General features: G+C 73.0%; 22 protein-coding genes. 12 read left to right on the top strand and 10 right to left on the bottom strand.

Annotated elements, in window-relative coordinates:
• Positions 1–5 precede the first annotated feature (5 nt).
• Positions 6–290: a chorismate mutase gene (locus ACNAYW_RS17915; protein WP_126194936.1), complete on the top strand. Its 285-nt coding sequence runs from the start codon at positions 6–8 to the stop codon at positions 288–290.
• A 3-nt stretch (positions 291–293) separates the two neighbouring features.
• Here the strand turns inward: ACNAYW_RS17915 and ACNAYW_RS17910 are convergent, their stop codons facing one another.
• Positions 294–1,424, bottom strand: a complete 1,131-nt coding sequence (locus tag ACNAYW_RS17910; protein ID WP_415851013.1) for an FAD-dependent oxidoreductase — start codon at positions 1,422–1,424, stop codon at positions 294–296.
• A gap of 73 nt (positions 1,425–1,497) precedes the next feature.
• On the opposite strand from ACNAYW_RS17910, the gene ACNAYW_RS17905 reads away from it, so the two are divergent.
• The 7 genes from ACNAYW_RS17905 (at position 1,498) to ACNAYW_RS17875 (ending at position 7,528) form a co-directional block, all read left to right on the top strand.
• Positions 1,498–2,160, top strand: coding sequence for a TetR/AcrR family transcriptional regulator (locus ACNAYW_RS17905; RefSeq protein WP_415851012.1), 663 nt, complete (start codon positions 1,498–1,500; stop codon positions 2,158–2,160).
• A gap of 95 nt (positions 2,161–2,255) precedes the next feature.
• Complete coding sequence (stf0, locus tag ACNAYW_RS17900; RefSeq protein ID WP_415851011.1) at positions 2,256–3,053, top strand: trehalose 2-sulfotransferase; 798 nt, start codon at positions 2,256–2,258, stop codon at positions 3,051–3,053.
• The gene (gene cysD, locus ACNAYW_RS17895) at positions 3,050–3,991 is read left to right on the top strand and encodes a sulfate adenylyltransferase subunit CysD (protein ID WP_415851010.1); all 942 of its coding nucleotides are present in this window, start codon (positions 3,050–3,052) and stop codon (positions 3,989–3,991) included. Before stf0 ends, cysD begins: the two co-directional genes overlap by 4 nt.
• Positions 3,991–5,880 carry an adenylyl-sulfate kinase gene (cysC, locus tag ACNAYW_RS17890; RefSeq protein ID WP_415851009.1) on the top strand — a complete coding sequence of 630 codons (1,890 nt, stop codon included), beginning with the start codon at positions 3,991–3,993 and terminating at the stop codon, positions 5,878–5,880. The genes cysD and cysC overlap by 1 nt, the downstream gene beginning before the upstream one ends.
• Positions 5,877–6,827, top strand: coding sequence for a formylglycine-generating enzyme family protein (locus ACNAYW_RS17885; RefSeq protein ID WP_415851008.1), 951 nt, complete (start codon positions 5,877–5,879; stop codon positions 6,825–6,827). Before cysC ends, ACNAYW_RS17885 begins: the two co-directional genes overlap by 4 nt.
• Before the next feature lie 25 nt (positions 6,828–6,852).
• Positions 6,853–7,104 (top strand): hypothetical protein, encoded by a 252-nt coding sequence (locus ACNAYW_RS17880; RefSeq protein WP_415851007.1) that lies wholly within the window; start codon positions 6,853–6,855, stop codon positions 7,102–7,104.
• 4 nt (positions 7,105–7,108) lie between these two features.
• Complete coding sequence (locus ACNAYW_RS17875) at positions 7,109–7,528, top strand: PIN domain-containing protein (protein WP_415851006.1); 420 nt, start codon at positions 7,109–7,111, stop codon at positions 7,526–7,528.
• A 1-nt stretch (position 7,529) separates the two neighbouring features.
• Here the strand turns inward: ACNAYW_RS17875 and ACNAYW_RS17870 are convergent, their stop codons facing one another.
• Together ACNAYW_RS17870 and ACNAYW_RS17865 are read right to left on the bottom strand one after the other, a co-directional pair.
• The gene (locus ACNAYW_RS17870) at positions 7,530–8,972 is read right to left on the bottom strand and encodes a sulfatase family protein (RefSeq protein WP_415851044.1); all 1,443 of its coding nucleotides are present in this window, start codon (positions 8,970–8,972) and stop codon (positions 7,530–7,532) included.
• Positions 8,973–9,105: 133 nt separating this feature from the next.
• Entirely contained in the window at positions 9,106–10,569 is a 1,464-nt protein-coding gene (locus tag ACNAYW_RS17865) for an NAD-dependent succinate-semialdehyde dehydrogenase (protein WP_415851005.1), read from the bottom strand.
• A 111-nt stretch (positions 10,570–10,680) separates the two neighbouring features.
• On the opposite strand from ACNAYW_RS17865, the gene pgi reads away from it, so the two are divergent.
• Positions 10,681–12,339 (top strand): glucose-6-phosphate isomerase, encoded by a 1,659-nt coding sequence (gene pgi / locus ACNAYW_RS17860; RefSeq protein ID WP_415851004.1) that lies wholly within the window; start codon positions 10,681–10,683, stop codon positions 12,337–12,339.
• A gap of 9 nt (positions 12,340–12,348) precedes the next feature.
• Here pgi and ACNAYW_RS17855 read toward each other — a convergent pair whose 3' ends face one another.
• Both ACNAYW_RS17855 and ACNAYW_RS17850 read right to left on the bottom strand, forming a co-directional pair.
• Complete coding sequence (locus ACNAYW_RS17855; RefSeq protein ID WP_415851003.1) at positions 12,349–13,146, bottom strand: IclR family transcriptional regulator; 798 nt, start codon at positions 13,144–13,146, stop codon at positions 12,349–12,351.
• Entirely contained in the window at positions 13,146–14,198 is a 1,053-nt protein-coding gene (locus ACNAYW_RS17850; protein ID WP_415851002.1) for a D-2-hydroxyacid dehydrogenase, read from the bottom strand. Before ACNAYW_RS17850 ends, ACNAYW_RS17855 begins: the two co-directional genes overlap by 1 nt.
• 56 nt (positions 14,199–14,254) lie before the next feature.
• Here ACNAYW_RS17850 and ACNAYW_RS17845 point away from each other — a divergent pair, with 56 nt between their 5' ends.
• Complete coding sequence (locus ACNAYW_RS17845) at positions 14,255–15,151, top strand: NAD(P)-dependent oxidoreductase (RefSeq protein WP_415851001.1); 897 nt, start codon at positions 14,255–14,257, stop codon at positions 15,149–15,151.
• A gap of 4 nt (positions 15,152–15,155) precedes the next feature.
• Here the strand turns inward: ACNAYW_RS17845 and ACNAYW_RS17840 are convergent, their stop codons facing one another.
• The 3 genes from ACNAYW_RS17840 to yczE form a co-directional block, all read right to left on the bottom strand.
• Positions 15,156–15,383 carry a hypothetical protein gene (locus ACNAYW_RS17840; protein ID WP_415851000.1) on the bottom strand — a complete coding sequence of 76 codons (228 nt, stop codon included), beginning with the start codon at positions 15,381–15,383 and terminating at the stop codon, positions 15,156–15,158.
• Positions 15,384–15,525: 142 nt separating this feature from the next.
• The gene (locus tag ACNAYW_RS17835) at positions 15,526–16,263 is read right to left on the bottom strand and encodes an SDR family oxidoreductase (protein WP_415850999.1); all 738 of its coding nucleotides are present in this window, start codon (positions 16,261–16,263) and stop codon (positions 15,526–15,528) included.
• The gene (gene yczE / locus ACNAYW_RS17830; protein ID WP_415850998.1) at positions 16,182–16,949 is read right to left on the bottom strand and encodes a membrane protein YczE; all 768 of its coding nucleotides are present in this window, start codon (positions 16,947–16,949) and stop codon (positions 16,182–16,184) included. The genes ACNAYW_RS17835 and yczE overlap by 82 nt, the downstream gene beginning before the upstream one ends.
• Positions 16,950–17,010: 61 nt before the next feature.
• Here yczE and yczR point away from each other — a divergent pair, with 61 nt between their 5' ends.
• Together yczR and ACNAYW_RS17820 are read left to right on the top strand one after the other, a co-directional pair.
• Positions 17,011–18,456, top strand: a complete 1,446-nt coding sequence (gene yczR, locus ACNAYW_RS17825; protein ID WP_415850997.1) for a MocR-like transcription factor YczR — start codon at positions 17,011–17,013, stop codon at positions 18,454–18,456.
• An 84-nt stretch (positions 18,457–18,540) separates the two neighbouring features.
• Entirely contained in the window at positions 18,541–19,161 is a 621-nt protein-coding gene (locus ACNAYW_RS17820) for a DoxX family protein (RefSeq protein ID WP_415850996.1), read from the top strand.
• Positions 19,162–19,458: 297 nt separating this feature from the next.
• Here the strand turns inward: ACNAYW_RS17820 and efeB are convergent, their stop codons facing one another.
• Both efeB and efeU read right to left on the bottom strand, forming a co-directional pair.
• On the bottom strand, positions 19,459–20,721 hold the full coding sequence (efeB, locus tag ACNAYW_RS17815; RefSeq protein WP_415850995.1) for an iron uptake transporter deferrochelatase/peroxidase subunit: 1,263 nt from the start codon (positions 20,719–20,721) through the stop codon (positions 19,459–19,461).
• On the bottom strand, positions 20,711–22,744 hold the full coding sequence (gene efeU / locus ACNAYW_RS17810) for an iron uptake transporter permease EfeU (RefSeq protein ID WP_415850994.1): 2,034 nt from the start codon (positions 22,742–22,744) through the stop codon (positions 20,711–20,713). The genes efeB and efeU overlap by 11 nt, the downstream gene beginning before the upstream one ends.
• Positions 22,745–22,783: the final 39 nt, after the last annotated feature.

Raw genomic sequence — 22,783 nt, 5'->3', positions numbered from 1 at the left:
AACCCATGAGCACACCGGACGACACCGGCGCCGAGACGCCGCTCGCCGACGAGGAGATCCAGGCCCTGCGCGAGGAGATCGACCGCCTCGACGCGGAGATCCTGGCCGCGGTCAAGCGCCGCAGCGAGGTCTCGCAGATCATCGGCCGCACGCGCATGGCGTCGGGCGGCACGCGCCTGGTGCACTCGCGGGAGATGAAGGTGCTCGAGCGGTTCTCCGAGCTCGGCCGCGAGGGCCACACCCTCGCGATGCTCCTCCTGCGCCTCGGCCGGGGTCCGCTGGGCCGCTAGCCGTCAGCCGCGGCCGGCCCCCGCGAAGAAGTCCACCAGGGCGTTCGGGGCGTCGTCGCCGAGGATCATGGTCGCCATCTCGTCCGCGGACGCCGCGGATTCCTCGGCGCGGTCGAACATCTCCCGCTCGTAGGCGGCGAGCGCGGCGTCGTGGTCGCCGGGGTTCTCGACGATGTGCCGGGCCAGCTCGGCACCGTCGAACAGCGCGATGTTGGCGCCCTCCCCGGCCGGCGGGCTGACGTGCGCGGCGTCGCCGACCAGCGTCACGCCGGGGACGTGCTCCCAGCGCAGGCCGACGGACAGCGTGTAGAGCTTCCGCGGCACGAGCGGCGTGTCCGATTCGCCGATGAGGCGGGTGAGCTCCCCGGACCAGCCCGGATACTCGGCGAGCACGGCGCCGGCGGCCGACGCGGTGTCCGACCAGTCGATGCCGTCCGCCCAGTCCTCGGGGACGTGGAGCTGCGCGTAGGTGTGGACGATGCCGCCCGCCTCCGCGTGGGTGCTGATCCCCCGCCCGGGCGCGAGCGCGAACATCGCGCCCTCCCCCACGAGCTCGGCGATGCCCGGATGGCGACGCCCCACATCATGCAGGTAGGTCTCGACGTACGTCGTGCCGTAGTACGACGGTGCCGCCTCCGTCACCAGGGCGCGCACCTTGGACCAGGCACCGTCGGCCCCGACCAGCAGGCCGGTCGCGACGGCGGTCCCGTCGGCGAGGGTGAGCTCGTGCCGCCCGCCGCCGAGCGCGCGCACCGCCGTGACCTTCGCGCCCCAGCGGATCGTGTCCGCGGGCAGCGCGTCGATGAGCAGCTGCCGCAGCTCGCCGCGGAGCACTTCGGGCCGGCCGCCGTCGCCGTCGTCCGGGAGGTCGAGGAGGACGGTGCCGTCGCGGCCGAGGGCGCGGGTCGCCTCGCCGCCCTCGTGGATCAGCGCGCGGAACGCCGCGGTGAGGCCGGCGGCCTCGATCGCGGCCTGGCCGTCGGCCTCGTGGATGTCGAGCTGGCCGCCCTGCGTGCGCGACATGGGCGTCGGCTCGGCCTCGTAGATCACGGCGTCGACGCCGTGGACGTGCAGGACGCGGGCGAGGGCGAGGCCGCCGAGTCCGGCGCCGACGATCGCGATGGGTGTCTCCATGGTGCTCCCCTTTCATTGGAACAACGTTCCATGAGAGTTTGGAACATCGTTCCACTCGTGTCAAGATGGAGACGTGCCACCCCGCAGCCGCCGCACCGACGCCCTCTCCCGCGATCGCATCGTCGACGCCGCGATCGACCTCCTCGACGCGAGCGGCACCGACGCGCTGACCTTCCGCGCCCTGGGCGGCGCCCTGCAGACCGGGAGCGGGGCGATCTACCACCACGTCGCCGGCAAGGACGAGCTCCTCGCGGCCGCGACCGATGCGATCCTGCGGCCGATCCTCGCCGCCCCCACCGGCGCCGGCGACCCCCGCGACCGCATCCGCGCGGTGGCGGCGGCGCTGTTCGACGCGGTCGACGAGCACCCGTGGCTCGCCGCGCAGATCATGGCCGATCCCGGCCGGCCGGCGAATCTGCTGCTCAGCGAGCGGATCGGCGGCGCCGTGCTGGCGATGGGCGCGCCCGACGCGGCGCTCTTCGACGCCGCCACCGCGATCGTCGGCTACATCCTGGGATCGGCGGCCCAGAACGCGGCCAACGCCCGCTCGCCGCTGGCCCGCAGCGGGCCCGGCCGCGAGGAACTGCTGGGTGGCGTCGCGGCCAGCATCGAGCGGCTCGACCCGGACGAGTTCCCGTACCTGCACCGCATCGCCGCGACCATGGCCGACCACGACGACCGCGCCCAATTCCTCGCCGGGTTGGACCTGCTCCTGGCCGGCATCGACGCCCTGTAGCGGCCGCACCACACCGGCCGCGATCCGTCAAGGATCACGTTCACGGTGCCATCGAACCCCAGGTCGAAAGGGCTTTCTCCGTCAGACTGGCGGGCATGCCCAGCCCTCACGACTATCTTGTCTGCGCCAGCCAGCGCAGCGGGAGCACCCTCCTCGTGGAGTCGCTCGCGGCCACCGGCGTCGCCGGTCGGCCGCAGGAGTTCTTCCAGTACTACCCGTCCTCGTCGCTGTCGCCGCAGCCGCGCGAGTGGTTCGCCGGCGTGGACGATCCGTCGCTGCTCGACCTGCTCGACCCGATCGATCCCGGCACCGTCGACCCGCGCGGCCCCGAGCAGTGGCGCGGCGACGTGCTGCGCGAGGGCCGGACGCCGAACGGCGTCTGGGGCGGCAAGCTCATGTGGAACCAGACGCCCGTCCTCGTGACCCGCACCCGGATCGCGTCGGGCTCGGTGCGGACGGCCATCCGCTCCCTGTTCGACGGTGCCGACCCCCTCTACGTGCACGTCCACCGGCCCGACGTGGTGGCCCAGGCCGTCTCGATGTGGCGCGCCGTGCAGACCCGCGTCTGGCGCGACGACCCCGATCACGACCGCGAGCGCGACGAGCGCGCCGTGTACCGCGCCGACGGGATCGCCCACCTGGCCGGGATTCTGCGCGAGCAGGAGCGGTCGTGGCGGGCGTGGTTCGCGTTCGAGGGCATCACCCCGCTCGAGATCGACTTCCACGAGCTGACCGCCGACCCGCAGAAGACGACGGCCCGCGTCCTCGACGCGATCGGGCAGGACCCGGACCTCTCGCCCCCGCCGCCGCTCAAGCCCCAGTCCAACGACCGCTCCAAGGAGTGGGCGGAGCGCTACCGCGCCGACGCCGCCGAGAACGGATACCCCCTATGAGCACCCTGACGCCCGCACCGATCGCCGCCGTCGACGAGTTGCGCGTCCTCGAGGCCGAGGCCGTGCACATCATCCGCGAAGTGGCCGCGGAGCTGGAACGCCCGGTGCTGCTGTTCTCCGGCGGCAAGGACTCCATCGTCCTGCTCCGGCTCGCGGAGAAGGCCTTCCGGCCCTCGCCGCTGCCCTTCCCAATCCTGCACGTCGACACGGGCCACAACTTCCCCGAGGTGATCGACTTCCGCGACCGCCGCGTGGCCCCGACCGCGGAGAACCCCGACGGGATCGAGCTCATCGTCGCGTCGGTGCAGGAGTCGATCGACAGCGGCCGGGTCGCCGAGTCGACCGAGTCCTCGGGCTCGCGGAACCGGCTGCAGACCCGCACCCTGCTCGACGCGCTGGAGGCCGGGAACTTCGACGCCGCATTCGGCGGCGCCCGCCGCGACGAGGAGCGGGCCCGCGCCAAGGAGCGGGTGTTCAGCTTCCGCAACGAGTTCGGCCAGTGGGACCCGCGGGCGCAGCGTCCGGAGCCGTGGTCGCTGTACAACGGCCGCATCCGCCGCGGCGAATCCGTCCGGGTGTTCCCCCTGTCGAACTGGACCGAGCTCGACATCTGGCGCTACATCGAGCTCGAGGGCCTCGAGCTACCGCCGATCTACTACGCGAGCGAGCGCGAGGTCTTCGAGCGCGACGGGATCCTGCTCGCCGTCTCGGAGTTCACCCAGCCGCGCGACGGCGAGACCGCGCGACGGGAGTGGGTGCGCTACCGCACCGTCGGCGACCTGACCATCACCGGCGCGGTCCGCAGCCGCGCCACCGAGATCCACGACGTGATCGCGGAGATCTCCGCCGCCACCGTCTCCGAGCGCGGCGAGACCCGCGCCGACGACCGCACGTCCGCCGCGGCCATGGAGGACCGGAAGAAGGAGGGGTACTTCTGATGACGGACGTACTGGCACCACCGACCACGCGGCAGCTGCTGCGCCTCGCCACCGCGGGGTCCGTCGACGACGGCAAGTCGACGCTCATCGGCCGCCTGCTGCACGACACCGGCAGCCTGCCCACCGACCACCTGGACGCCGTCACCGACGGCGACGAGGTCGACCTGGCGGCCCTGTCCGACGGCCTCCGGGCGGAGCGCGAGCAGGGCATCACCATCGACGTGGCCTACCGCTTCTTCTCCACCGCGTCGCGCAGCTACGTGCTCGCCGACACCCCCGGCCACGAGCGGTACACCCGCAACATGTTCACCGGCGCCTCGAACGCGCACGTCGCGATCCTGCTGGTGGACGCCCGCAAGGGCGTGCTGCGCCAGACCCGCCGACACGCCCGCATCGCGACGCTCCTCGGCGTGCCGCACGTCATCGCCGCGGTGAACAAGATCGACCTCGTGGACTTCTCCGCGGAGCGGTTCGCGGAGGTCGAGGCGGAGCTCGCCGAGCTCGCGGTGCGGCTGGGACTGGACGCGATCCCCGCGATCCCGCTGGCCGCCAAGCTCGGCGACAACGTGGTGCACCGCTCGGAGCACACCCCCTGGTACGACGGGCCCACGCTCCTCGAACACCTCGAGGCCGTTCCCCTGCTAGCACCGTCCGCGGTCGCGACGGAGCTGCGTCTCCCGGTCCAGTGGGTCTCCCGTCCCACGGCCGAGCGGCGCCGACGGTACGCCGGCCGCGTCGCCGCGGGCACGCTCACCGTGGGCGACGAGGTGCTCGTCCTGCCGTCCGGGAGCAGGTCGACGGTGACCGCGCTCGACACGCTCGACGACGACCGCGCGACGGCCGTCGCGCCGCTGTCGGTGTCCGTCGAGCTGGCCGACGACATCGACGTGGGCCGTGGCGACGTCCTCGTCTCCGACGCCGAGGGCGCGCACCTGCCGGTGAACGCCCGCGAGCTGGAGGTCACCGTCTGCTGGCTCGCCGAGAAGCCCCTCCGCGCCGGGGACCGCGTGGCCCTCAAGCACGCCACGGCGACGGTCCGCGCGACCGTCCAGTCGCTGGAGCGGCGCCTGGACCCGGAGACGCTCATCGAGCAGGTGGGGCCGAGCGAGCTGGCGCTCAACGACATCGGGACCGTGACGCTGCGGACCTCGTCGGTCGTGGTGGCCGATCCGTACGCGCAGAACCGGGACACGGGCGCGCTGATCCTCATCGACGAGGCGAGCAACGACACCGTCGGCGCGGGCACGATCAGCGAGGCCCGCGAGGTGGTCCCCGGCCAGGCGACCCGCAACGACATCCGCTGGCACCCCAGCTCGCTGGGCCGCGCGGAGCGCTGGGCGAAGACCGGCCAGCGCGGCGCGACGGTGTGGTTCACGGGCCTGCCCGCGTCCGGCAAGTCGACGGTGGCGGTCGCCCTGGAGCGGGCGCTGGTCTCGCGGGGCCGCGTCGCCTATCTCATCGACGGCGACAACATCCGCCACGGCATCTCCGACGATCTGGGTTTCTCCCCCGGCGACCGGGCCGAGAACATCCGCCGCGTGGGGCACCTGACGCGCCTGTTCGCCGACGCGGGCGTCATCTCGATCGCGTCGCTGGTCTCGCCGCTGCGCTCCGACCGCGACATCGCCCGGGAGCTGAACCTGGCGGCCGAGATCGACTTCCTCGAGGTGCACGTCTCGACGCCGGTCTCGGAGTGCCGCAAGCGCGACCCGAAGGGCCTGTACGCGCGCGCGGACCGCGGCGAGCTGCGCGGCCTCACGGGCGTCGACGGGCCGTACGAGAAGCCCGAGGACCCGGACCTGCGGTTCGACACCACCGGCGCCGACACCGACGAGCTGGCGCAGCGGGTGATCGCGCTGCTCGTTCAGCGGGGAATACTCGAGGAGTGACCTGCTGTTCGCCGTCCGGACCGGACCTGCCCGATCGCGGCGGGCCGGCCGCCCGCGGCGGCGCCCACCCGATCCCCCAGGCCCGCGTCCCCGCCGGCGCGTTCGCGATGGGCGATCAGCACGGCGACGGCTACCGCGCGGACGGCGAGCTCCCCGTGCACCGGGTCGTGCTGCCGGGCTTCGCGATCGACGCGACGACGGTGACCGTCGCCGCGTTCGCGGCCTTCGCCGACGCGACCGGGTACGTCACCGACGCGGAGCGGTTCGGCGCGTCCGCGGTGTTCCACGCCTCGGCGGCCCGGCGCCGGGAACGCAGCGAGCGGGCCGAATCGGTGGAGCACTCGTCCGTCGGAGTGCCGGTCCCCGGGACGCCGTGGTGGCTCACGGTGCCGGGCGCGACGTTCCGCGCGCCGGGCGGGCCCGGCACCGTCGCCCTGGACGACCATCCCGTCGTGCACGTCTCGCACGCGGACGCCCTCGCGTACTGCGCGTGGGCCGGCCGCGCCCTGCCGACCGAGGCGCAGTGGGAGTACGCGGCCCGCGGCGGGCTGGACGGCGCGCGCTACCCCTGGGGCGACGAGCATCCGGTGCCCGGCCGGGACTGCAACGTCTTCGTCGGGGACTTCCCCGAGCCCGACGGTGCCGTGGGCACCGTCGCGGCGCGCTCGTACGCGCCGAACGGCTACGGCCTGTACCAGACGGTGGGGAACGTGTGGGAGTGGTGCGCCGACCGGTTCTCGGCGCGCTACTACCGTGCGGCACCGGAGGTCTCGCCGACGGGGCCCGACCGCGGCACCGCCCGCGTGCTGCGCGGCGGGAGCCACCTGTGCCACGACTCCTACTGCTACCGCTACCGCGTGGCGGCCCGCAGCCACAACACCCCGAGCTCGACGGCGAGCAACATCGGATTCCGCACCGTGTCCGATTCTGATATCGTGATTCCATAGATTCGATATACGCCGGAGGTGCGACATGTCCGTATCGCTACCTGAATTCCGCGACGCTCCACTCAAGCTGACGTCCCTGCGCGCGCCCGAAGGGCTCTTCGACCGTGCGCGGGAGGAGTTGGGCTACGCATCCAATCAAGACATGGTGGTCAGCCTGGTGGAGCTGGCGCTACGCCAAGCGCTCCAGCGCAAGATGATCGAGGACATCGCGGCGAACCCCGACGGACCGTACGCAGCACTCGCCGACCCCGAATTCCGCAAGGAAGCGCAACGGTGAACCGGTGAACCCACCGCTGATCACCCGGCACCTCCTCGACAACTCAGTGCTCGCGCGTGTCCAACGCGGCGAGATCGCACCCTCCGTTCTCGCTCCGTTCATCCACGGTGAGAACGAACTCGTCGCATGCACGCCGCAGATGATCGAGGCCCTGTACTCCACCCGTTCTCCAGCGGAGTGGGAGACCGAATACGCCCGCAGGTGGTCCCATCTCCGAGTGCTCCCGACCGACCTCACCACGCACGACATCGCGCTGGAGATCCAGCGACGGCTCTGGGCAGCTGGCAAGGTTCGCGCCGCGGGCACTGTCGACGTCCTGACTGCGGCGATCGCTATGCAGCACAGCGCGATCGTGGTGCATCGCGACAGCGACTACGAGCGGATCGCTGAGGTGGCGCCCGAGTTCCGTCAGGTGCGGGTGTAGGTCAGGCGTTCGCGGCGCCGGCGCGGGCCCGCTCGGCCGACGCGCGGGCGGCCGACTCGCGCGGGACCAGCTCGCGGCGCTCCCCCTGCGGGCGGCGCGAGGGCAGCGGCGTCTCGTCGGCGTCGGGCTCGGCCCGGCCGGCGAAGAACGCGGCCATGAAGGCCTCGGCGATCGCGGTGCCCTCGGCCTCGGTCGGCAGCACGTCGCCGGTCTCCTCGCGCCAATCGGCGAGCACGCCGGCGAGGCGGCGGGCCACCCACTGGTAGGCGGGCTCGTCGACCACGTTGTGCCGCTCGTACGGGTCCACGACCAGGTCGTAGAGCTCCCGACGGGGCCGCGGCGCGGCCGTCTCGTACGGGTCGAGCGACGCGGCGGAGGAGCTGTCCGCGATGTCGAGCGGCAGCAGCAGCGCCGGCCGGTCGGCGTAGTTCTCGATGTAGCTGAACTGCTTGGTGCGCACGGCCCGGATGGGGTCGTAGGCGTCGTGGTAGGTCTTCTGCGTGAACAGCCCGGCGCGCACCTGCTCGCCCGCCGGCTCGAGGAGCTCGGCCGCGTGGGTCTCGCCGTCGACGTCCTCCGGCACGGGCAGGCCGAGGAGGTCGAGCACCGTCGGGGTCAGGTCGACCCCCGAGAACAGGTCGTCGTAGACGCGCTGCGCGAGCCCGAGCGCGCGGGGCGGCCGCACGATGAAGGCGACGCCGGTCCCCTCGCCGTAGAGCGTGGACTTCGCCCGCGGGAACGCGAGGCCGTGGTCGGTGATGAACAGGATCCACGTGCTCTCGGCCAGCCCCAGTTCGTCGACGGTGTCGAGCAGCCGCCCGACGGCGGCGTCGGCCTGCGTGATGCTCCCGTGCAGGCCGGCGAGGTCCTCGCGGACCTGCGTGGTGTCGGGCAGGAAGCCGGGAACGCCGATGGCGTCCGGGTCGGCCGGCGCGTACTGGTCCGCGGGGTACGGGCGGTGCGTCTCGAAGAAGCCCGCGGTGAGGAAGAACGGCTCCTCGCGCACGGCGGCGTCGGCCAGCCACTCCTGCGACCGCGCGACCACGTAGTCGCACAGCGAGTCCGAGACGTCGGCGGTGTCGAAGCCGAGGCGGGTCGGGTCCGCGCTCTCGTGCTGCATGCCGAACAGCGCGCTGCGGTAGCCCGCCTCGCCCAGCAGCGCGGGTAGGGTGCGCACGTGGTCGCGGTACTCGAAGCCGTGGTGGGCGAGACCGACGAGACCATTGCGGTGCGGGTGCAGGCCCGTGAACAGGGAGCCGCGCGCGGGCGAGCAGAGCGGCGCCGTCGCGTGCGCGTCGGTGAACCGGATGCCCTCGGCGGCGAGGCGGTCGAGGTTCGGGCTGACAACGCCCTCGGCGCCGTAACAGGTGAGGTGACGGCCCAGGTCGTGCCAGTGCACCAGGATCACGTTCTCCCGGGTGCCGCTACCCGCCAGCTCATCCACCACACCTCGACGTTGCCACAGACCGTCGCGCCGCGGTGAGGTTTGCGATCACTCCGACTGCAATTGAACACTGTTCCGACCGAGAAACCGCAGGTCGCGGTGATCGTGAACAGTGTTCAATCGCGCTGGGCGGTCACTGGAGGGCGATGTAGCGGGTCTCCAGGTACTCCTCGATGCCCTCGCTGCCGCCCTCGCGGCCGAAGCCGGAGGCCTTCACCCCGCCGAACGGACCGGCGGGGTCGGAGATCACGCCGCGGTTGACGCCGACCATGCCCGACTCGATCCGATCGGCGACGCGCAGCGCCCGGTCGAGGTCCTTGGTGAAGACGTAGGAGACCAGGCCGTACTCCGTGGCGTTCGCGGCCGCGACGCCCTCGTCCTCGTCGGCGAAGGAGACGACGGGCGCGACGGGACCGAAGACCTCTTCGGTGAGGATCCGGGCGTCGGCGGGCACGTCGGCGAGCACCGTCGGCGGGAAGAAGTGGCCGGGGCCGTCGGGCGCGACCCCGCCGAGCCGCAGCGAGGCGCCCTTGGCGACCGCGTCCTGCACCAGCTCCGAGACGATGGCCTGCTGATCCGCGGAGACCAGGGGGCCGATGGTCACGCCGTCGTCGATGCCGCGGCCCAGCACGTACTTCGCCATCCCGTCCACGAGCTTGGCGGTGAACTCCTCGATCACCGACTCGTGCACGTGGAAGCGATTGGCGGCGGTACACGCCTCGCCGCCGTTGCGCAGCTTGGCGAGGAGGGCCTGCTCGACGGCGTGATCGACGTCGGCGTCGTCGAAGACCACGAACGGGGCGTTGCCGCCGAGCTCCATGGACATGCGCAGGATGCCGTGCGCCGCCTGTCCGATCAGGGTGCGGCCCACCTCGGTGGACCCGGTGAAGGTGACCTTGCGCAGCCGCGGGTCGGTGAACAGCGGCCCCGTCAGCGCGCCGGAGCGCGACGTGGGCAGCACCGAGATGACCCCGTCCGGAACCCCGGCCTCCTTCAGCACCTCCGCGAGCAGCAACATCGTCAGCGGGGTCAGGCCGGCGGGCTTGACCACCATCGTCGCGCCCGCCGCGAGCGCGGGCCCGATCTTGCGGGTGCCCATCGCGAGCGGGAAGTTCCACGGGGTGATCGCGAGGCACGGCCCGACGGGGGCCTTGCTCACCAGGATCCGCCCCGTGCCGGCGGGCGCGGGCGTGTAGCGGCCGGCGATGCGCACGGCCTCCTCGGAGAACCAGCGGAAGAACTCGGCGCCGTACTTGACCTCGTTCGCCGATTCCGGCAGCGCCTTCCCCATCTCGAGCGTCATCAGCAGCGCGAAGTCGTCGGTCCGGGCGACGAGGCCCTCGTAGGCGGCGCGGAGGATCTCGGCGCGCCGGCGGGCGGGCGTCGCGGCCCACGCCGGGCCCGCGGCGACGGCGGCGTCGAGGGCGGCCGCGCCGTCCTCGGGCGTGGCGTCGGCGACCTCGACCAGCACCTCCTCCGTGGCCGGGTCGTGCACCGGAAAGGTTGCGCCCGAACTCGAATCGCGGAAAGCACCGTTCACGAAGATCCCGGTGGGGATGCGGTCGAGGAGGTCACGGACGCGCTGCTCGGTTGCCATACCGCCACCCTAGCTCCGGCCCGCGCGTGCGCGCAGGGCGTTGTCCCGGCGCCCGCTGTGAGCTCGTCCGTGAACCGCCCGCGCGGGCGCTCCGGACACTAGGCTGACGCCATGAGCGACAGCGACATCACCGCGTCCACCGCCTGGCGGAACCTCGTCGACCACCACCGCGAGATCGCCGGGACCACGCTGCGGGAGCTGTTCGCCGCCGACCCGGACCGCGGCTCCGCGTTCGTCTTCGACGTGGGCGATCTCCACATCGACTACTCCAAGCACCGCGTCACCCGCGAGACCCTCGGTCTGCTGGCCGCGCTCGCCGACGAGGCCGGGGTCGCCGCCCGCCGCGACGCCATGTTCGCGGGGGTGCACATCAACGCCACCGAGGACCGCGCCGTGCTGCACACCGCGTTGCGGGCACCGTCGAGCCTGGACCTGCGGGTCGACGGCCAGGACGTGACCGGCGACGTGCACGACGTGCTGGAGAAGATGGGCGCCTTCAGCGACGAGGTGCGCGCCAAGCGCTGGCGCGGCGCGACGGGCGAGCCGATCACCGACGTGGTGAACATCGGCATCGGGGGCAGCGATCTGGGGCCCGCGATGGTCTACCGGGCGCTGCGCGCGTACGTGCAGCGCGGCATCACGTGCCACTTCGTCTCGAACGTCGACCCGGCGGACGTCTCCGCCACCCTCGCGCAGCTCAACCCCGCGACCACGCTGTTCATCGTCGCGTCGAAGACCTTCTCCACGCAGGAGACGCTCACCAACGCGCACGCGGCCAAGGCGTGGCTGCTGGAGAAGCTCGGCGTCGGCGAGGAGGCCGTGGCCAAGCACTTCGTGGCCGTCTCGACCAACGCGGAGCGGGTCGCGGCCTTCGGCATCGACACCGCGAACATGTTCGGGTTCTGGGACTGGGTCGGCGGCCGCTACTCGGTGGACTCGGCGATCGGGCTGTCCGTGATGATCGCCGTCGGCCCCGAGCGGTTCGCCGAATTCCTCGCCGGGTTCCGCACCGTCGACGAGCATTTCGCGACGGCGCCCGCCGAGGCCAACGCGCCGCTCATGCTGGGCCTCATCGGGCTCTGGTACTCGGACTTCTTCGGCGCGCAGTCCCGCGCGGTGCTGCCCTACGCGCAGGACCTGGCCCGCTTCCCGGCCTATCTGCAGCAGCTCACCATGGAGTCCAACGGCAAGTCCGTGCGCGGGGACGGCACGCCCGTCACCGTCGACACGGGCGAGATCTTCTGGGGCGAGCCGGGCACCAACGGCCAGCACGCCTTCTTCCAGCTGCTGCACCAGGGCACGCGCCTCGTACCCGCGGACTTCCTCGGCTTCGCGCAGTCGACCGACGACCTGCCCACCACCGACGGCGTCGGCACCATGCAGGACCTGCTCATGAGCAACCTGTTCGCGCAGACGAAGGTGCTCGCGTTCGGCAAGACCGCGGACGAGATCGCCGCCGAGGGAACCGATCCGGCCGTCGTGCCGCACAAGGTGATGCCGGGGAACCGGCCCACCACCACGATCCTCGCGCCGAAGCTCACGCCGTCGGTCGTGGGGCAGCTCATCGCGCTCTACGAGCACCAGGTGTTCACCGAGGCCGCGGTCTGGGGCATCAACGCCTTCGACCAGTGGGGCGTCGAGCTGGGCAAGGTGCAGGCCAACGCGCTGCTGCCGGTCATCGCGTCCGACGGTGCCCCCGCCGCCGACCTCGACTCGTCGACCGACGCGCAGGTGCGCTGGTACCGCGCGCAGCGCGGCCGCACGGTCTAGGCACCGCTGCTAGGGCCGCTCGGTCGCGGCGCGCTCGCGCCACGGGTTGGTGAGCCCGGCGGCGGCCTCGGCCAGCGCCTGGGCGACGGTCGCGACCCGGGCCTCGTCGGCCTGCTCCGACGGGACGGCGACGCCCAGGGCCAGCGGCGGGTCGCCCGGCGCCCACGCGGGCAGCGCGACGGCGATGCCGGTGAGCCCCAGCGTGCCGCTGCCGGGGTCGAGCGCGTAGCCCCGCTCGCGGACGCGCGCCAGCTCGGCGCGGATCGCGGCGTCGGTGACCTCGGCGCCGTCGACGGCGCTGCGCGCGGGCACGGCGCTGGCGAGGATCGCGTCGAGCTCGTCGTCGGGCAGGCCCGCGAGGAGCGCCTTGCCGGTGGCGGTGAACACGGCGGGCAGCCGGGACCCGAGCGGCGTGCCGAACCGGTAGGGCACCCGGCCCTCGTGCCGTGCCAGGTAGAGGGCGTGCGCGCCGTCGAGCATGGTGATCTGGACCAGCTCGCGGTGCAGCACCGGCGACGCGGAGATCACCGGGAAGAACTCGCGGACCTGGTTGAACTGCAGCGCGTAGGCGCCGCCGATCTCCGCGGTGCGGCGGCCCAGGGAGAAGCCGCCGGGCACCCGGCGGATCATGTCGCCGTCCTCCAGCGCCTGGCAGAGGTTGGCGCACGAGGACTTCGCGATGCCGAGGCCGCGGGCCAGGTCGCTCAGGCTCAGGGCGGGGCTCTCGGACTCGGCGAGCAGCGCGAGGATGCCGATCGCGCGGGTCACCGCGGGCGCCGGGGCCCGCGCCCCCTCCGGCGACGCCATCAGTAGAACTCCACGGTGTCGACGACGTTGGCCATCGGCGCGCCGTCGAGCAGGGCCGTGGCGTTGCGGGCGAAGAGGCGGGCGATGCGCGTGCCCTCCTGCCGGCTCAGCGCCGCGGTGTGCGGGCTGGCGAGCACCCGCGGGTGGCCCCAGAGCGGGCTCTCCTGCGGCAGCGGCTCGGTCGCGAAGACGTCCAGCGCGGCGAACCCGATCCGCCCGTCGTCGAGGGCCGCCAGCAGCGCGTCCTCGTCGATGACGGTGCCGCGGCCGACGTTGGTGAGCAGGGTGCCGGGGCGCACGCCGGCGAGCAACTCGGCGCCGATGAGCTTGTCGGTGGCGGCCGTGCCGGGCAGGGTCACGACGATGGCGTCGACCTGCGCGGCCGCGGCGGCGAGCCCGTCGAGCGGGATCACGCGGTCGACGCCGTCGACGGGGCGGCCGCTGCGCGAGGTGCCCCAGACCGTCGAGCCGCAGGCCTTGAACCGGGCGGCGGTCGCGGCGCCGATGCCGCCGAGGCCCACGACGAGCACCGTCATCTCGTCGAGGTGGCGCATCGCCCAGCGCTCGGCGGGCCAGTGCCGGGCTGCCTGGTCGGCCTCGAGGCGGCGCAGGTCCTTGGCGCCGGCGAGGATCCCGAACAGGGCGAACTCGGCCAGTGTCGAGCCGTGCACGCCGGCGCTGGTGGTGAAGGCGACCCGCTCCAGCTCGGCGGGGGTCAGGCCCGCAGCGCGCACCTGGGCCCCGCCGCCGGCCGCCGTGGCGTGCACCCAGCGCAGCGTCGGGTTGGCGCGGACGGTGGCGGCCAGCCGCGCGGGCTGCACGTCGGGGATGCCGAACAGGGCGTCGGCGCCGTCGAGGAGGGCGGTGAAGGCGGCCTCCTGCTCGGGGGTGCGGGTGAAGGCGGGGTCGCCGTCCCAGTCGGCGTCCCATCGGGCGGGCCGGTTGAGGCTGTGGTCGCGCAGCAGCTCGACGCGGGGTTCGAGCCGCTCGATGAGCAGGCAGTCGTCCTCGGGCAGGTCGACGGCGAGGGCGGCACGGAGCGTGGAGGTCATGCGCCGAGTCTAGTCAATCGGCCAACATGTTGAACGCGATTCGCTAGGTTGGACGAATGACGGAGGTTTCGACCCCCTTGCGCGGGGTGACGGTCGGCGTGATCGGGCTGGGCGCCATGGGCGCCCCGATGGCGCGGCACCTGGCCCGCGCGCACGGGAGCGTGCACATCACCGCCCGGCGCCCGCGCCCCGATCTCGTGGCCGACGGTGCCGTCCAGCACGACGACGCCGCGTCGCTCGCGGCCGTCGCCGACGTGGTGCTCCTCATGCTGCCAGATCTGCCCGAGGTGGAGGAAGTGCTCGCGGGCGGGCTGCTCGCGGGCGACCGACCCCTCCTGCTGCTCATCGGCTCTACGTCCTCCGCGCCCGGGGTCCGGGCGCTCGCGGAGCGCCTCGATCGCGAGACCGGCGGCCGGGTCCGCGTCGTCGACACCCCCGTCTCGGGCGGCGACGACGGCGCGATCGCCGGCACGCTCTCGATCATGATGGGCGGCACCGAGCAGGACTGCGCGCTCGCCGCCGCGGTGCTGGCGCCGTGCGGCACCCCGGTGCGGCTGGGGCCGCTCGGGGCGGGGCAGGTCGCGAAGGCCTGCAACCAGCTGGTGGTCGCCGCGACGATCGCCGCCCTCGGCGAGGCGACGGTGCTGGCCGACCGGTCGGGCATCGACCTGGGCACCATGTGGGACCTGCTCGGCGGGGGCTACGCGGCCTCGCGCCTGCTGGACACCCGCAAGGAGAAGCTGGTCACCGGCGACGACACCCCGTCGGGGATGGCGAAGTACCTGCTCAAGGATCTGAAGTCGGGCGCGGAGGTCGCCGCCGCCACGGGGACGGAGGCGGCGCTGCTGCCCGCGCTGCTGGCCGAGTTCGAGGAGATCGTCGCCGCCGGGCTGGGCGAACGCGACATGTCCGTCACCCGGCGGTTCGTCGCCGGGCGGAAGCCGTCGGAGTAGCGGCTCACGGCTCCTTCGGGATCTGCCAGGTGCCGTTGGCGTTGCAGCTGAGCACGAAGCCCTGGCTTCGCTCGAGCGCCAACTTGCCGACCTGGTATCCGGCGCAGCTCTCGCCGATGCTGCCGCGGGCGTAGTCACTGATGTCCGGGTCGGCGTGGGCGGGGGCGGCCGCGACGATGAGGGCGATTCCGGCTGCGGAGGCGATCGTGGCTGTCTTGATGAATGTGCGCATTTCGCACCACCTTTCGTCCCTTCTCACGCTAGGAACTGCGGCGGCGCGACACATCCGGGCCGGTCCCCCACGTTCGGGGGCGGCGCCTCAGGGCTGGACCCCTAGTCCTTCCGGGGGATCCCTCGCGGCGCGGTCGGCGCGATCAGATCAGGCGGCGGGTGAGCTCGTCGGGCGCGTGGCGCAGCACGGCGCCGAGCGGGGTCCACGGCCACGCCGGGACGGCCGCCTCCTTGGGCTCGCGGTCGATGGCCTTGACGAGCGCCTTCACGCCGTCGTCGAGCGAGGACTTCATGGACGTCTTCACGCCCTTGTTGATGTCGGTCTCGATGAAGCCCGGCTTGATGACGGTGACGGTGATGTCGCTGCCCGCGAACTCGGCCTGCAGCCCCTCGCCGAGGGCGGTGAGGCCGGCCTTGCTGGCGGAGTAGGCGGCCTGCGCCTTCGGCATGCCGCGCTGACCGGCGATGGAGCTGATGAGCACGAGGTGGCCGCGGCCCTGCGCGCGGAACACCTCGAGCACCGCCTCCGCCTGCGCGAGCGCGCCCGTGAGGTTGGTCTGCACGGTCTCCAGGTTGGCGTGGGCCTTGCCCGTGCCGATCGGCGCGCCCTTGCCGATACCGGCGTTGATGATCGCGCGGTCGAGTCCGCCGAGCCGCTCCACCACGTCGGCGATGGCGACGGGCACGGCGGCGAAGTCCGTGACGTCAAGCCGGCCGATCTCCACCGCACCCGCCTTGGGGCAGGTGGTGAGCTCGGCGCGCAGGCCCTCCAGCCGGTCGAGTCGGCGCGCGAGGAGACCTACGTCCTCGCCGCGCTCCGCATACGTCCGAGCCATGCCTTCGCCGAGACCGGAGCTCGCTCCGGTGATGAGGATCCGCATTCCCCCACCTTATCCACGCCGTGGGCGTCCGGGCCGGTGGCGGCGACGCCGTGCGCGTCGCCCTGCGCACCCTCGCGCTGCGCGGCGTCGCCGTGCGCGCCGTGGGCCAGCGCCGGGCCGCCGAGGCCGGTGCGCGCGAAGAGCTGGATCAGCGGGCCGACGCCCACCGCGTAGAGCACGGTGCCGATGCCCAGCGTGCCGCCCAGCAGGAAGCCCACGATCACGACCAGGACCTCCATCGACGTGCGCACCACCCGCACCGAGCCGCCCGTGCGGGCGACGAGCCCCGTCATCAGGCCGTCGCGCGGGCCGGGCCCCATCCCGGCGCCGATGTAGAGCACCGTCGCGAAGGCGTTGAGCACGATGCCGCCGAGCATCATCGGGACCGCGACCACCAGGGCGGGGTTCTCCGGGAACAGCGGCGCCATGGTGTCGAAGGCGACGCCGATGACGATCACGTTGGCGACGGTGCCGAAGCCCGGCTTCTGCCGGATCGGGATCCACGCCAGCAGCACCAGCGCGCCGACGATGATCGAGACCACGCCCACCGACAGCCCGATCTTCTCCGCGAGCCCCTGGTGCAGCACGTCCCACGGCATGTTGCCGAGGCCGGCGCGCAGGATCGCGACCATCGCCGTGCCGTACAGCCACAGGCCCACGAACAGCTTCACGAGTCGAATCATCATGACACCCACTCTGATCCCAAGTGGCATGGCAATCCATAGCCAGTTCTGAGATACTGGCCTCATGTTCCCTGCAACTGGCACTGTCGGCGCGGCCGCCCTGGTCCGCCAACTCGGCTCCTGGCGCCCCGACGGTCCGCGCCCCGCCTACCTCGCGCTCGCCGAGGCGCTGCGCCTCCTGGTGCTGGACGGCCGGGTCCCCGTCGGGACCGCGCTGCCGAGCGAGCGCGCCCTCGCCGCGCACCTCGACGTCAGCCGCACGACGGTGACCACCGCCTACGCCGAGCTGCGCGACAGCGGGCACCTGCAGTCGCGGCAGGGTGCGCGGAGCGTCCTCTCGCTGCCGCACGCCGTGCCCGCCGAGCCCGCGGACACCGGCCCCGAGGCCGACCTGATCCGGCTGAACATCGCGGCACCGTCGGCCCCCGATCAGATCGTCCACGACGGCTACCGGCACGCCCTCGAGTGCGCGCCGCCGTACCTCGCGGGGATCGGCCTCTACCCCGGCGGCGTGCGGGCGCTGAAGGAGTCCATCGCGCGGCGGTACACCGACCGCGGCCTGCCCACCTCGGAGGAGCAGATCCTGGTGACCGCCGGCGCGCAGCACGCGCTGCGCGTGGTGCTCGACACGCTGGTGCATCCCGGCGATCGCGTGGTCATCGAGCAGCCGACGCACCACGGCACCATTCTGGCACTGCGGCGACACAACGCGCGGCCCGTCGCCGTGGGACTGCACCCGGAACACGGCTGGGACCTCGACCAGCTCGAGGCCGTGATCAAGCAGCAGAACCCGCGGATCATCTTCACCATCCCCGACTTCCACAACCCGACGGGGCTGCTCCTCGACGAGGCCGGGCGGCGCCGGCTGTGCGAGATCTCCGCGCGGTACCGGGTGCCCGTGATCGTCGACGAGACGATGGCCGAGCTGGCGCTCGACGTGGCGGCACCGGCCCCGGTCGCCGCGTTCGCGCCGCGCGGCGCCCGGGTCATCACCCTCGGGTCCGCCAGCAAGACCATCTGGGCGGGCCTGCGGGTGGGCTGGATCCGCACCGAGAGCTCGCCGGATTCGCTCACCGCCGCCCGCTACGACATGGACCTCGCCGGCGCCGTCTTCGAGCAGCTCGCAGCCGGCTACGCCCTCGACCACCTCGCCGACTTCCTGCCCGGGCGGCTGGATTCGCTGCGGGCGGCGCGGGCCGTCGCGCGCGACGCGGTCGCGGAGCACCTCCCCGGCGCGACGATCTCCCCCGGCGTCGGCGGGCTGTGCCTGTGGGTGACGCTGCCGCGGCCCGTCGGGACCGCGACCGCCGCGGCCGCCGCGGGGCTCGGCGTGCGCATCGCCGCCGGCTCCGCCTTCGGGGTCGACGGTGCCCTCGAGCGCAACATCCGCATCCCGTACTCGCTGCCTCCCGACCAGCTCGCCCAGGCCATCGAGCTGGTGGGCACCGCGTACCGTCGGGCGACGGGCGGCGCGACGATGCCGGACCTGGAGGGCCAGCTCGTGGTGTGATCCCACCCACATCGGGAAGATGTGGGACCGCGGTCCGGTTGAACGTCTGCAGAACCGACGACCTCCGCTGGAAGGGACCCCGACATGGGACAGAACAACACCGCACGTGACCTCGGACTCCTCGCCCTGCGTACCGCCGTCGGCGGCGCGCTGGCCTACCACGGCGCGCAGAAGCTGTTCGGCGTCTTCGGCGGCCACGGCCTGGAGGCCACCGGCCAGGGCTTCGAGTCGATGGGCTTCGCGCCCGGCAAGCCCAACGCCGCCCTCGCGGGCGCGGGCGAGCTGGCCGGTGCCGCCCTCGCGCTCGGCGCCGCGACCCCGCTGGCCGCGGCCGGCGGCGTGGGCGCGATGCTGGTCGCCGCCGAGGTGCACCGCCCGCAGGGCTTCGCCGCGCAGGGCGGCGGCAACGAGTACCCGATCACCCTCGGCGTCGCCGCGGCCGCGCTGGCGCTGACCGGCCCCGGCAAGTACTCCGTCGACCACCTGCTGGGCGACCGCCTGAACAAGCCGTGGCTCGCGGCACTCGCGCTCGGCGGCGCCGCCGCCGGTGCGGGCGTCACCATCGCGCGCCGCAACGCCGCGCTCGCGCAGGCCGAGGCCGTCTCCCAGGAGATCGAGGACGAGGCCGCCGAGGGCGACTTCCTGCTCGGCGACTACGACCCCGAGACCGGCACGAACGACGGCGCGGACACGCTCATCAAGTAGTCCCCGCCGCCGCGGCACTCACCGGCCGCGTCAGAGCGAATGCCGCCGGACCCATCACCCAGGGTCCGGCGGCATCGTCGTCTGCGGGGCCGCGGGTGCGCACTGAGCGCGCGCCGAGCGGCGCAGTGCATGTGGTGCTCGAAAGCCATGCGCGCGACGCATGGCTCCGCACCGAGAAATCCCCTCTGAGCTGCGGCGATATTGCCATGCGTCGCACGCATGACTGTCGCGATCGACACATGCCCGACCTGCCACCCAACTCGCGGCACGCGGCACACGGCGTCTCGGGTACCGCAGCTACGTGAACAGCCCGGCTCCCAGGAAGTCGCCCGCACCCCGCACCCCGGGCACGGCGAAGAAGTAGCCGCCGCCGAAAGGGGTCACGTAGTCGGTGAGCGGCTCGTCGATCAGGCGCTTCTGCACCTCCTCGAACTGCGCCTCGACGTCCTGCTGGAAGCACAGGAAGACGTGGCCGCAGGCCATGTTGCCGTTCATGTCCAGGCCCAGGTCGTAGTTGTACGACCGGCGCACCAGGCGCTGCTTCTCCGTCTTCTCCCCCTCGCGCGGGTTCGCGAGGCGGATGTGCGAGTCCATGGGGATCACGTCGCCCTCGGGGTCGGCGGCGAAGTCGGGCTCGTCGGTCTCGGCGGCACCGTCGAGCGGGGCGCCGGAATCGCGGCGCCGCCCGAACATGCCCTCCTGCTCCGCGATCGAGACGCGGTCCCAGAACTCGACCATCATCCGGATGAGCCGCACCACGAAGTACGTGCCGCCGGTGGCCCACGCGGGCTCTCCGTCGCCGGACACCCAGATCAGCTCCTCGGCCTGCGACCCCACGGGGTTCGCGCTGCCGTCCTTGAAGCCCATGAGGTTGCGCGCCGCGCCCTCGGGCCGCGGCGGCGCGCCGTAGCCCTGCATCTTCCACCGCAGCTGCATCGCGCCGCGGGTGTGCTTGGCGATGTCGCGCAGCGCGTGGTGCACGGTGTCGGGGTTGTTGGCGCAGAACTGCAGCACCAGGTCGCCGTGCATCTGCGCGGGATCGGGCTGGTCGTTGGGGAACACCGTCATCGGCTTGAGCTTCGCGGGCTTGCGCCCACCCAGCCCGAACCGGTCGTCGAACAGCGACGAGCCCACGCCGAGCGTGACGGTCAGCCCGTCGGCCGGGACCACGGGGCCCAGTACGGCGCTGTCGGCCGGCGGCTTGCCCACGCCCAGGTTCGCGGGGGTGCCGCCCGCGGTGAGGAACCGTGCGCGGTCGGTGATGGTGCGCAGCAGCTTCTCCAGGCCCGCGCGATCGGTGATCACGTCGAACGCCGCCACCATGAGCGCGGCCTGCTTCTCCGCGGGCGCGGGCGTCAGGATGCCGGACTGGTGCTCGCCCTCGAACGGGTAGGACTCGCGCACCGTCGGGCCCGACGACTGCGCGGCGTCGCTGCGCGCGCCCCCGGCCAGCACACCGCCGACGGCGGCCACGCCCACGGCGCCGACCGCCGCGCCCTGCAGGAACTTCCGCCGCCCGGTCCCGGACTCCTCCGGCGCGGTCTTCTGCTCATCGCTCATGCTTGGGGATCTCCAGGAGGTTGGGCACGGCGGACAGGGTCTCGAGGGCCTGCCCGACGGTGCCGTTGATCTTCTGCCGCAGCGCCAGGGGCGGCGCCTCCAGCGGCGGGTAGGTGCCGTCGGGCCGCTTGACGGCGTCGAGGGCCGTGGCGATGTCGTCCAGTTCGCGGCGCGCCGTGGGCAGTAGGTCGGGCACGCGGGGCGCGAGCAGCGGCTCGAGCACGCGGAGCACGGCGCGGGTGGCCTCGACATCGGCCGCGGTGGCGGCGTAGCCGGCGTGCGCGCCCTGATCGCTGACGCCCGTGAGGTGGTCGCGCAGCGCGTCCTCGAGGATCTCCTGCGCGCGCTTGGTGAGCGTGATCGGGTCGCCCGCGATGTCGTCGGTGCGCAGGTCGGTGCGGACCTTCGTCAGTCCCTCGAGGGTCGTGTCGACCTGCGCCGTCAGGGTCGCCGACGGTTCGCCGGTCCACAGCCCGTGCTCGATGCGCCGGATGCCGGAGAACCCCGGATCGCGCACGCCGTCGGCGAAGCCGTCGGGCAGGCCCGCGACGGCGGTGCCCGCCTCGCCGAAGCTGTTGTACGACGCGCCGACCTTCTCCCACGCGGTCATGGCGTCGAGCCAGGCGGCCTTGGCGCCCGCGGTGTCGCCGCCGGCCAGCGCGGCCTTGACGCGGTTCAGCGCGGACTCGACGGCGGGCAGCACCGTCAGCACGTAGTCCTGGTACTTCGCGTTGGCCCCGTCGAGGTCGTCCTTCGTCACGCGCGCGACGGGCTTCGGCGCATCGCCCGCGCCGCCGGTCACCGTGAACTGCTCGGAGCGGGTCTCCTTCTGGCCGGCGAGGTAGCAGACGAACCGATAGCTGCCGCCCGCCAGCGTCGCCGACAGGTCCGCCGTGGTGGCCGGCCCGAGGGTCTCGATCTCGCCGACCACCGCGTCGGCGCTGTCGACGAGCGTGATCTCGCCGGACCTGCCGGACTTGTTGGTGACGGTGATCCGCTGCTGCCCGGCGGAGGCGCCGGTGAAGTCCCTGGCGCAGTCCGCCTCGGTGACCGTGACGGCGCCCGCGGCATCCGGCTTGGCGGGCAGGATCGCGATGATCAGGCCGGCGACCAGTAGCGGCACCAGCACGACGACGGCGGCCGCGAGGCCCGTACGCGTCCCGGCGAGGCGCGCGGCCCAGGCCTCGAAGCGGCCCTTCTCCCCGGGCGTCGCCGGCGCGGGCTTCGTGCCGAGGAAGATCCCCAGCACGATCACCAGGTAGGCGAGCCACGCGAACACCTGCAACACCGTCATCTTCGGCGCGAGGTTGGTGATGCCGCCGATCAGCGCCACCCACCACGAGTCGGTGCTGATGCTGCCGGAGAGGTCGAAGGCGATCCAGGTGCGGCCGGGAAGGACGCCGGCGTTCTGCAGGTCGCCGAGGCCGTAGGCGAGCACGCCCGCGGCCACGACGATGAGCAGGATCGCGGTGTACCGGAAGAACGTGGCGAGGTTGAGCCGCACGGCCTGCCGGTAGAGCAGCACGCAGATCCCGAACGCCACGGCCAGGCCGAGCGCCGCGCCGACGGCCGGGGCCACGGCGTCGCCCGACGCGCGGGCCGCGGTCCACAGGAACAGGGTGGTCTCCAGGCCCTCGCGCGCGACGGCGAAGAACGCGGTGAGCACGAGCGCACCCGCGCCGAGCACCATCGCGGTCTCGACGTCGGCGCGCAACCCCTTCGACAGCGACGCCGCGGTGCGCCGCATCCAGAAGATCATCATCGTCACGAGCAGCACCGCGAGCACGCTCAGCGTCCCCGCGACCACCTCGCGCGCGGTGGCCGACAGCTCGGACGTGGTGAAGGTCAGCACCGCGCCGAAACTCACCGACAACGAGGCCGCGCCCAGCGCACCCAACCACACCGGCACCCGCGAACCGCCCGACTTCTTCACGGCGGCGAGCAGGATGCTCACGATCAGTCCCGCTTCCAGGCCTTCACGCAGGCCGATGAGGAAGTTCGGGACGGCATCACCCCAGTTCATGCCTAGAAGGTAAGGCACGCCTTCAATCGGCTATGCAGC

It is taken from the genome of Tsukamurella ocularis (assembly GCF_965138335.1).
Classification (GTDB): Bacteria; Actinomycetota; Actinomycetes; order Mycobacteriales; family Mycobacteriaceae; genus Tsukamurella; species Tsukamurella ocularis_A.
Note: the sequence above shows the minus strand (reverse complement) of the source record. Positions and strands in the feature narration are given on the sequence as shown.

Coding starts and splice junctions, on each gene's coding strand:
- ACNAYW_RS17845 (WP_415851001.1), top strand. CDS start 14,255: ATGACGGAGGTTTCGACCCCCTTGCGCGGGGTGACGGTCGGCGTGATC.
- yczE (WP_415850998.1), bottom strand. CDS start 16,949: ATGATGATTCGACTCGTGAAGCTGTTCGTGGGCCTGTGGCTGTACGGC.
- ACNAYW_RS17865 (WP_415851005.1), bottom strand. CDS start 10,569: ATGGCAACCGAGCAGCGCGTCCGTGACCTCCTCGACCGCATCCCCACC.
- ACNAYW_RS17915 (WP_126194936.1), top strand. CDS start 6: ATGAGCACACCGGACGACACCGGCGCCGAGACGCCGCTCGCCGACGAG.
- pgi (WP_415851004.1), top strand. CDS start 10,681: ATGAGCGACAGCGACATCACCGCGTCCACCGCCTGGCGGAACCTCGTC.
- cysC (WP_415851009.1), top strand. CDS start 3,991: ATGACGGACGTACTGGCACCACCGACCACGCGGCAGCTGCTGCGCCTC.
- yczR (WP_415850997.1), top strand. CDS start 17,011: ATGTTCCCTGCAACTGGCACTGTCGGCGCGGCCGCCCTGGTCCGCCAA.
- ACNAYW_RS17840 (WP_415851000.1), bottom strand. CDS start 15,383: ATGCGCACATTCATCAAGACAGCCACGATCGCCTCCGCAGCCGGAATC.
- ACNAYW_RS17910 (WP_415851013.1), bottom strand. CDS start 1,424: ATGGAGACACCCATCGCGATCGTCGGCGCCGGACTCGGCGGCCTCGCC.
- efeB (WP_415850995.1), bottom strand. CDS start 20,721: ATGAGCGATGAGCAGAAGACCGCGCCGGAGGAGTCCGGGACCGGGCGG.
- stf0 (WP_415851011.1), top strand. CDS start 2,256: ATGCCCAGCCCTCACGACTATCTTGTCTGCGCCAGCCAGCGCAGCGGG.
- ACNAYW_RS17855 (WP_415851003.1), bottom strand. CDS start 13,146: ATGGCGTCGCCGGAGGGGGCGCGGGCCCCGGCGCCCGCGGTGACCCGC.
- ACNAYW_RS17820 (WP_415850996.1), top strand. CDS start 18,541: ATGGGACAGAACAACACCGCACGTGACCTCGGACTCCTCGCCCTGCGT.
- cysD (WP_415851010.1), top strand. CDS start 3,050: ATGAGCACCCTGACGCCCGCACCGATCGCCGCCGTCGACGAGTTGCGC.
- efeU (WP_415850994.1), bottom strand. CDS start 22,744: ATGAACTGGGGTGATGCCGTCCCGAACTTCCTCATCGGCCTGCGTGAA.
- ACNAYW_RS17835 (WP_415850999.1), bottom strand. CDS start 16,263: ATGCGGATCCTCATCACCGGAGCGAGCTCCGGTCTCGGCGAAGGCATG.
- ACNAYW_RS17880 (WP_415851007.1), top strand. CDS start 6,853: ATGTCCGTATCGCTACCTGAATTCCGCGACGCTCCACTCAAGCTGACG.
- ACNAYW_RS17850 (WP_415851002.1), bottom strand. CDS start 14,198: ATGACCTCCACGCTCCGTGCCGCCCTCGCCGTCGACCTGCCCGAGGAC.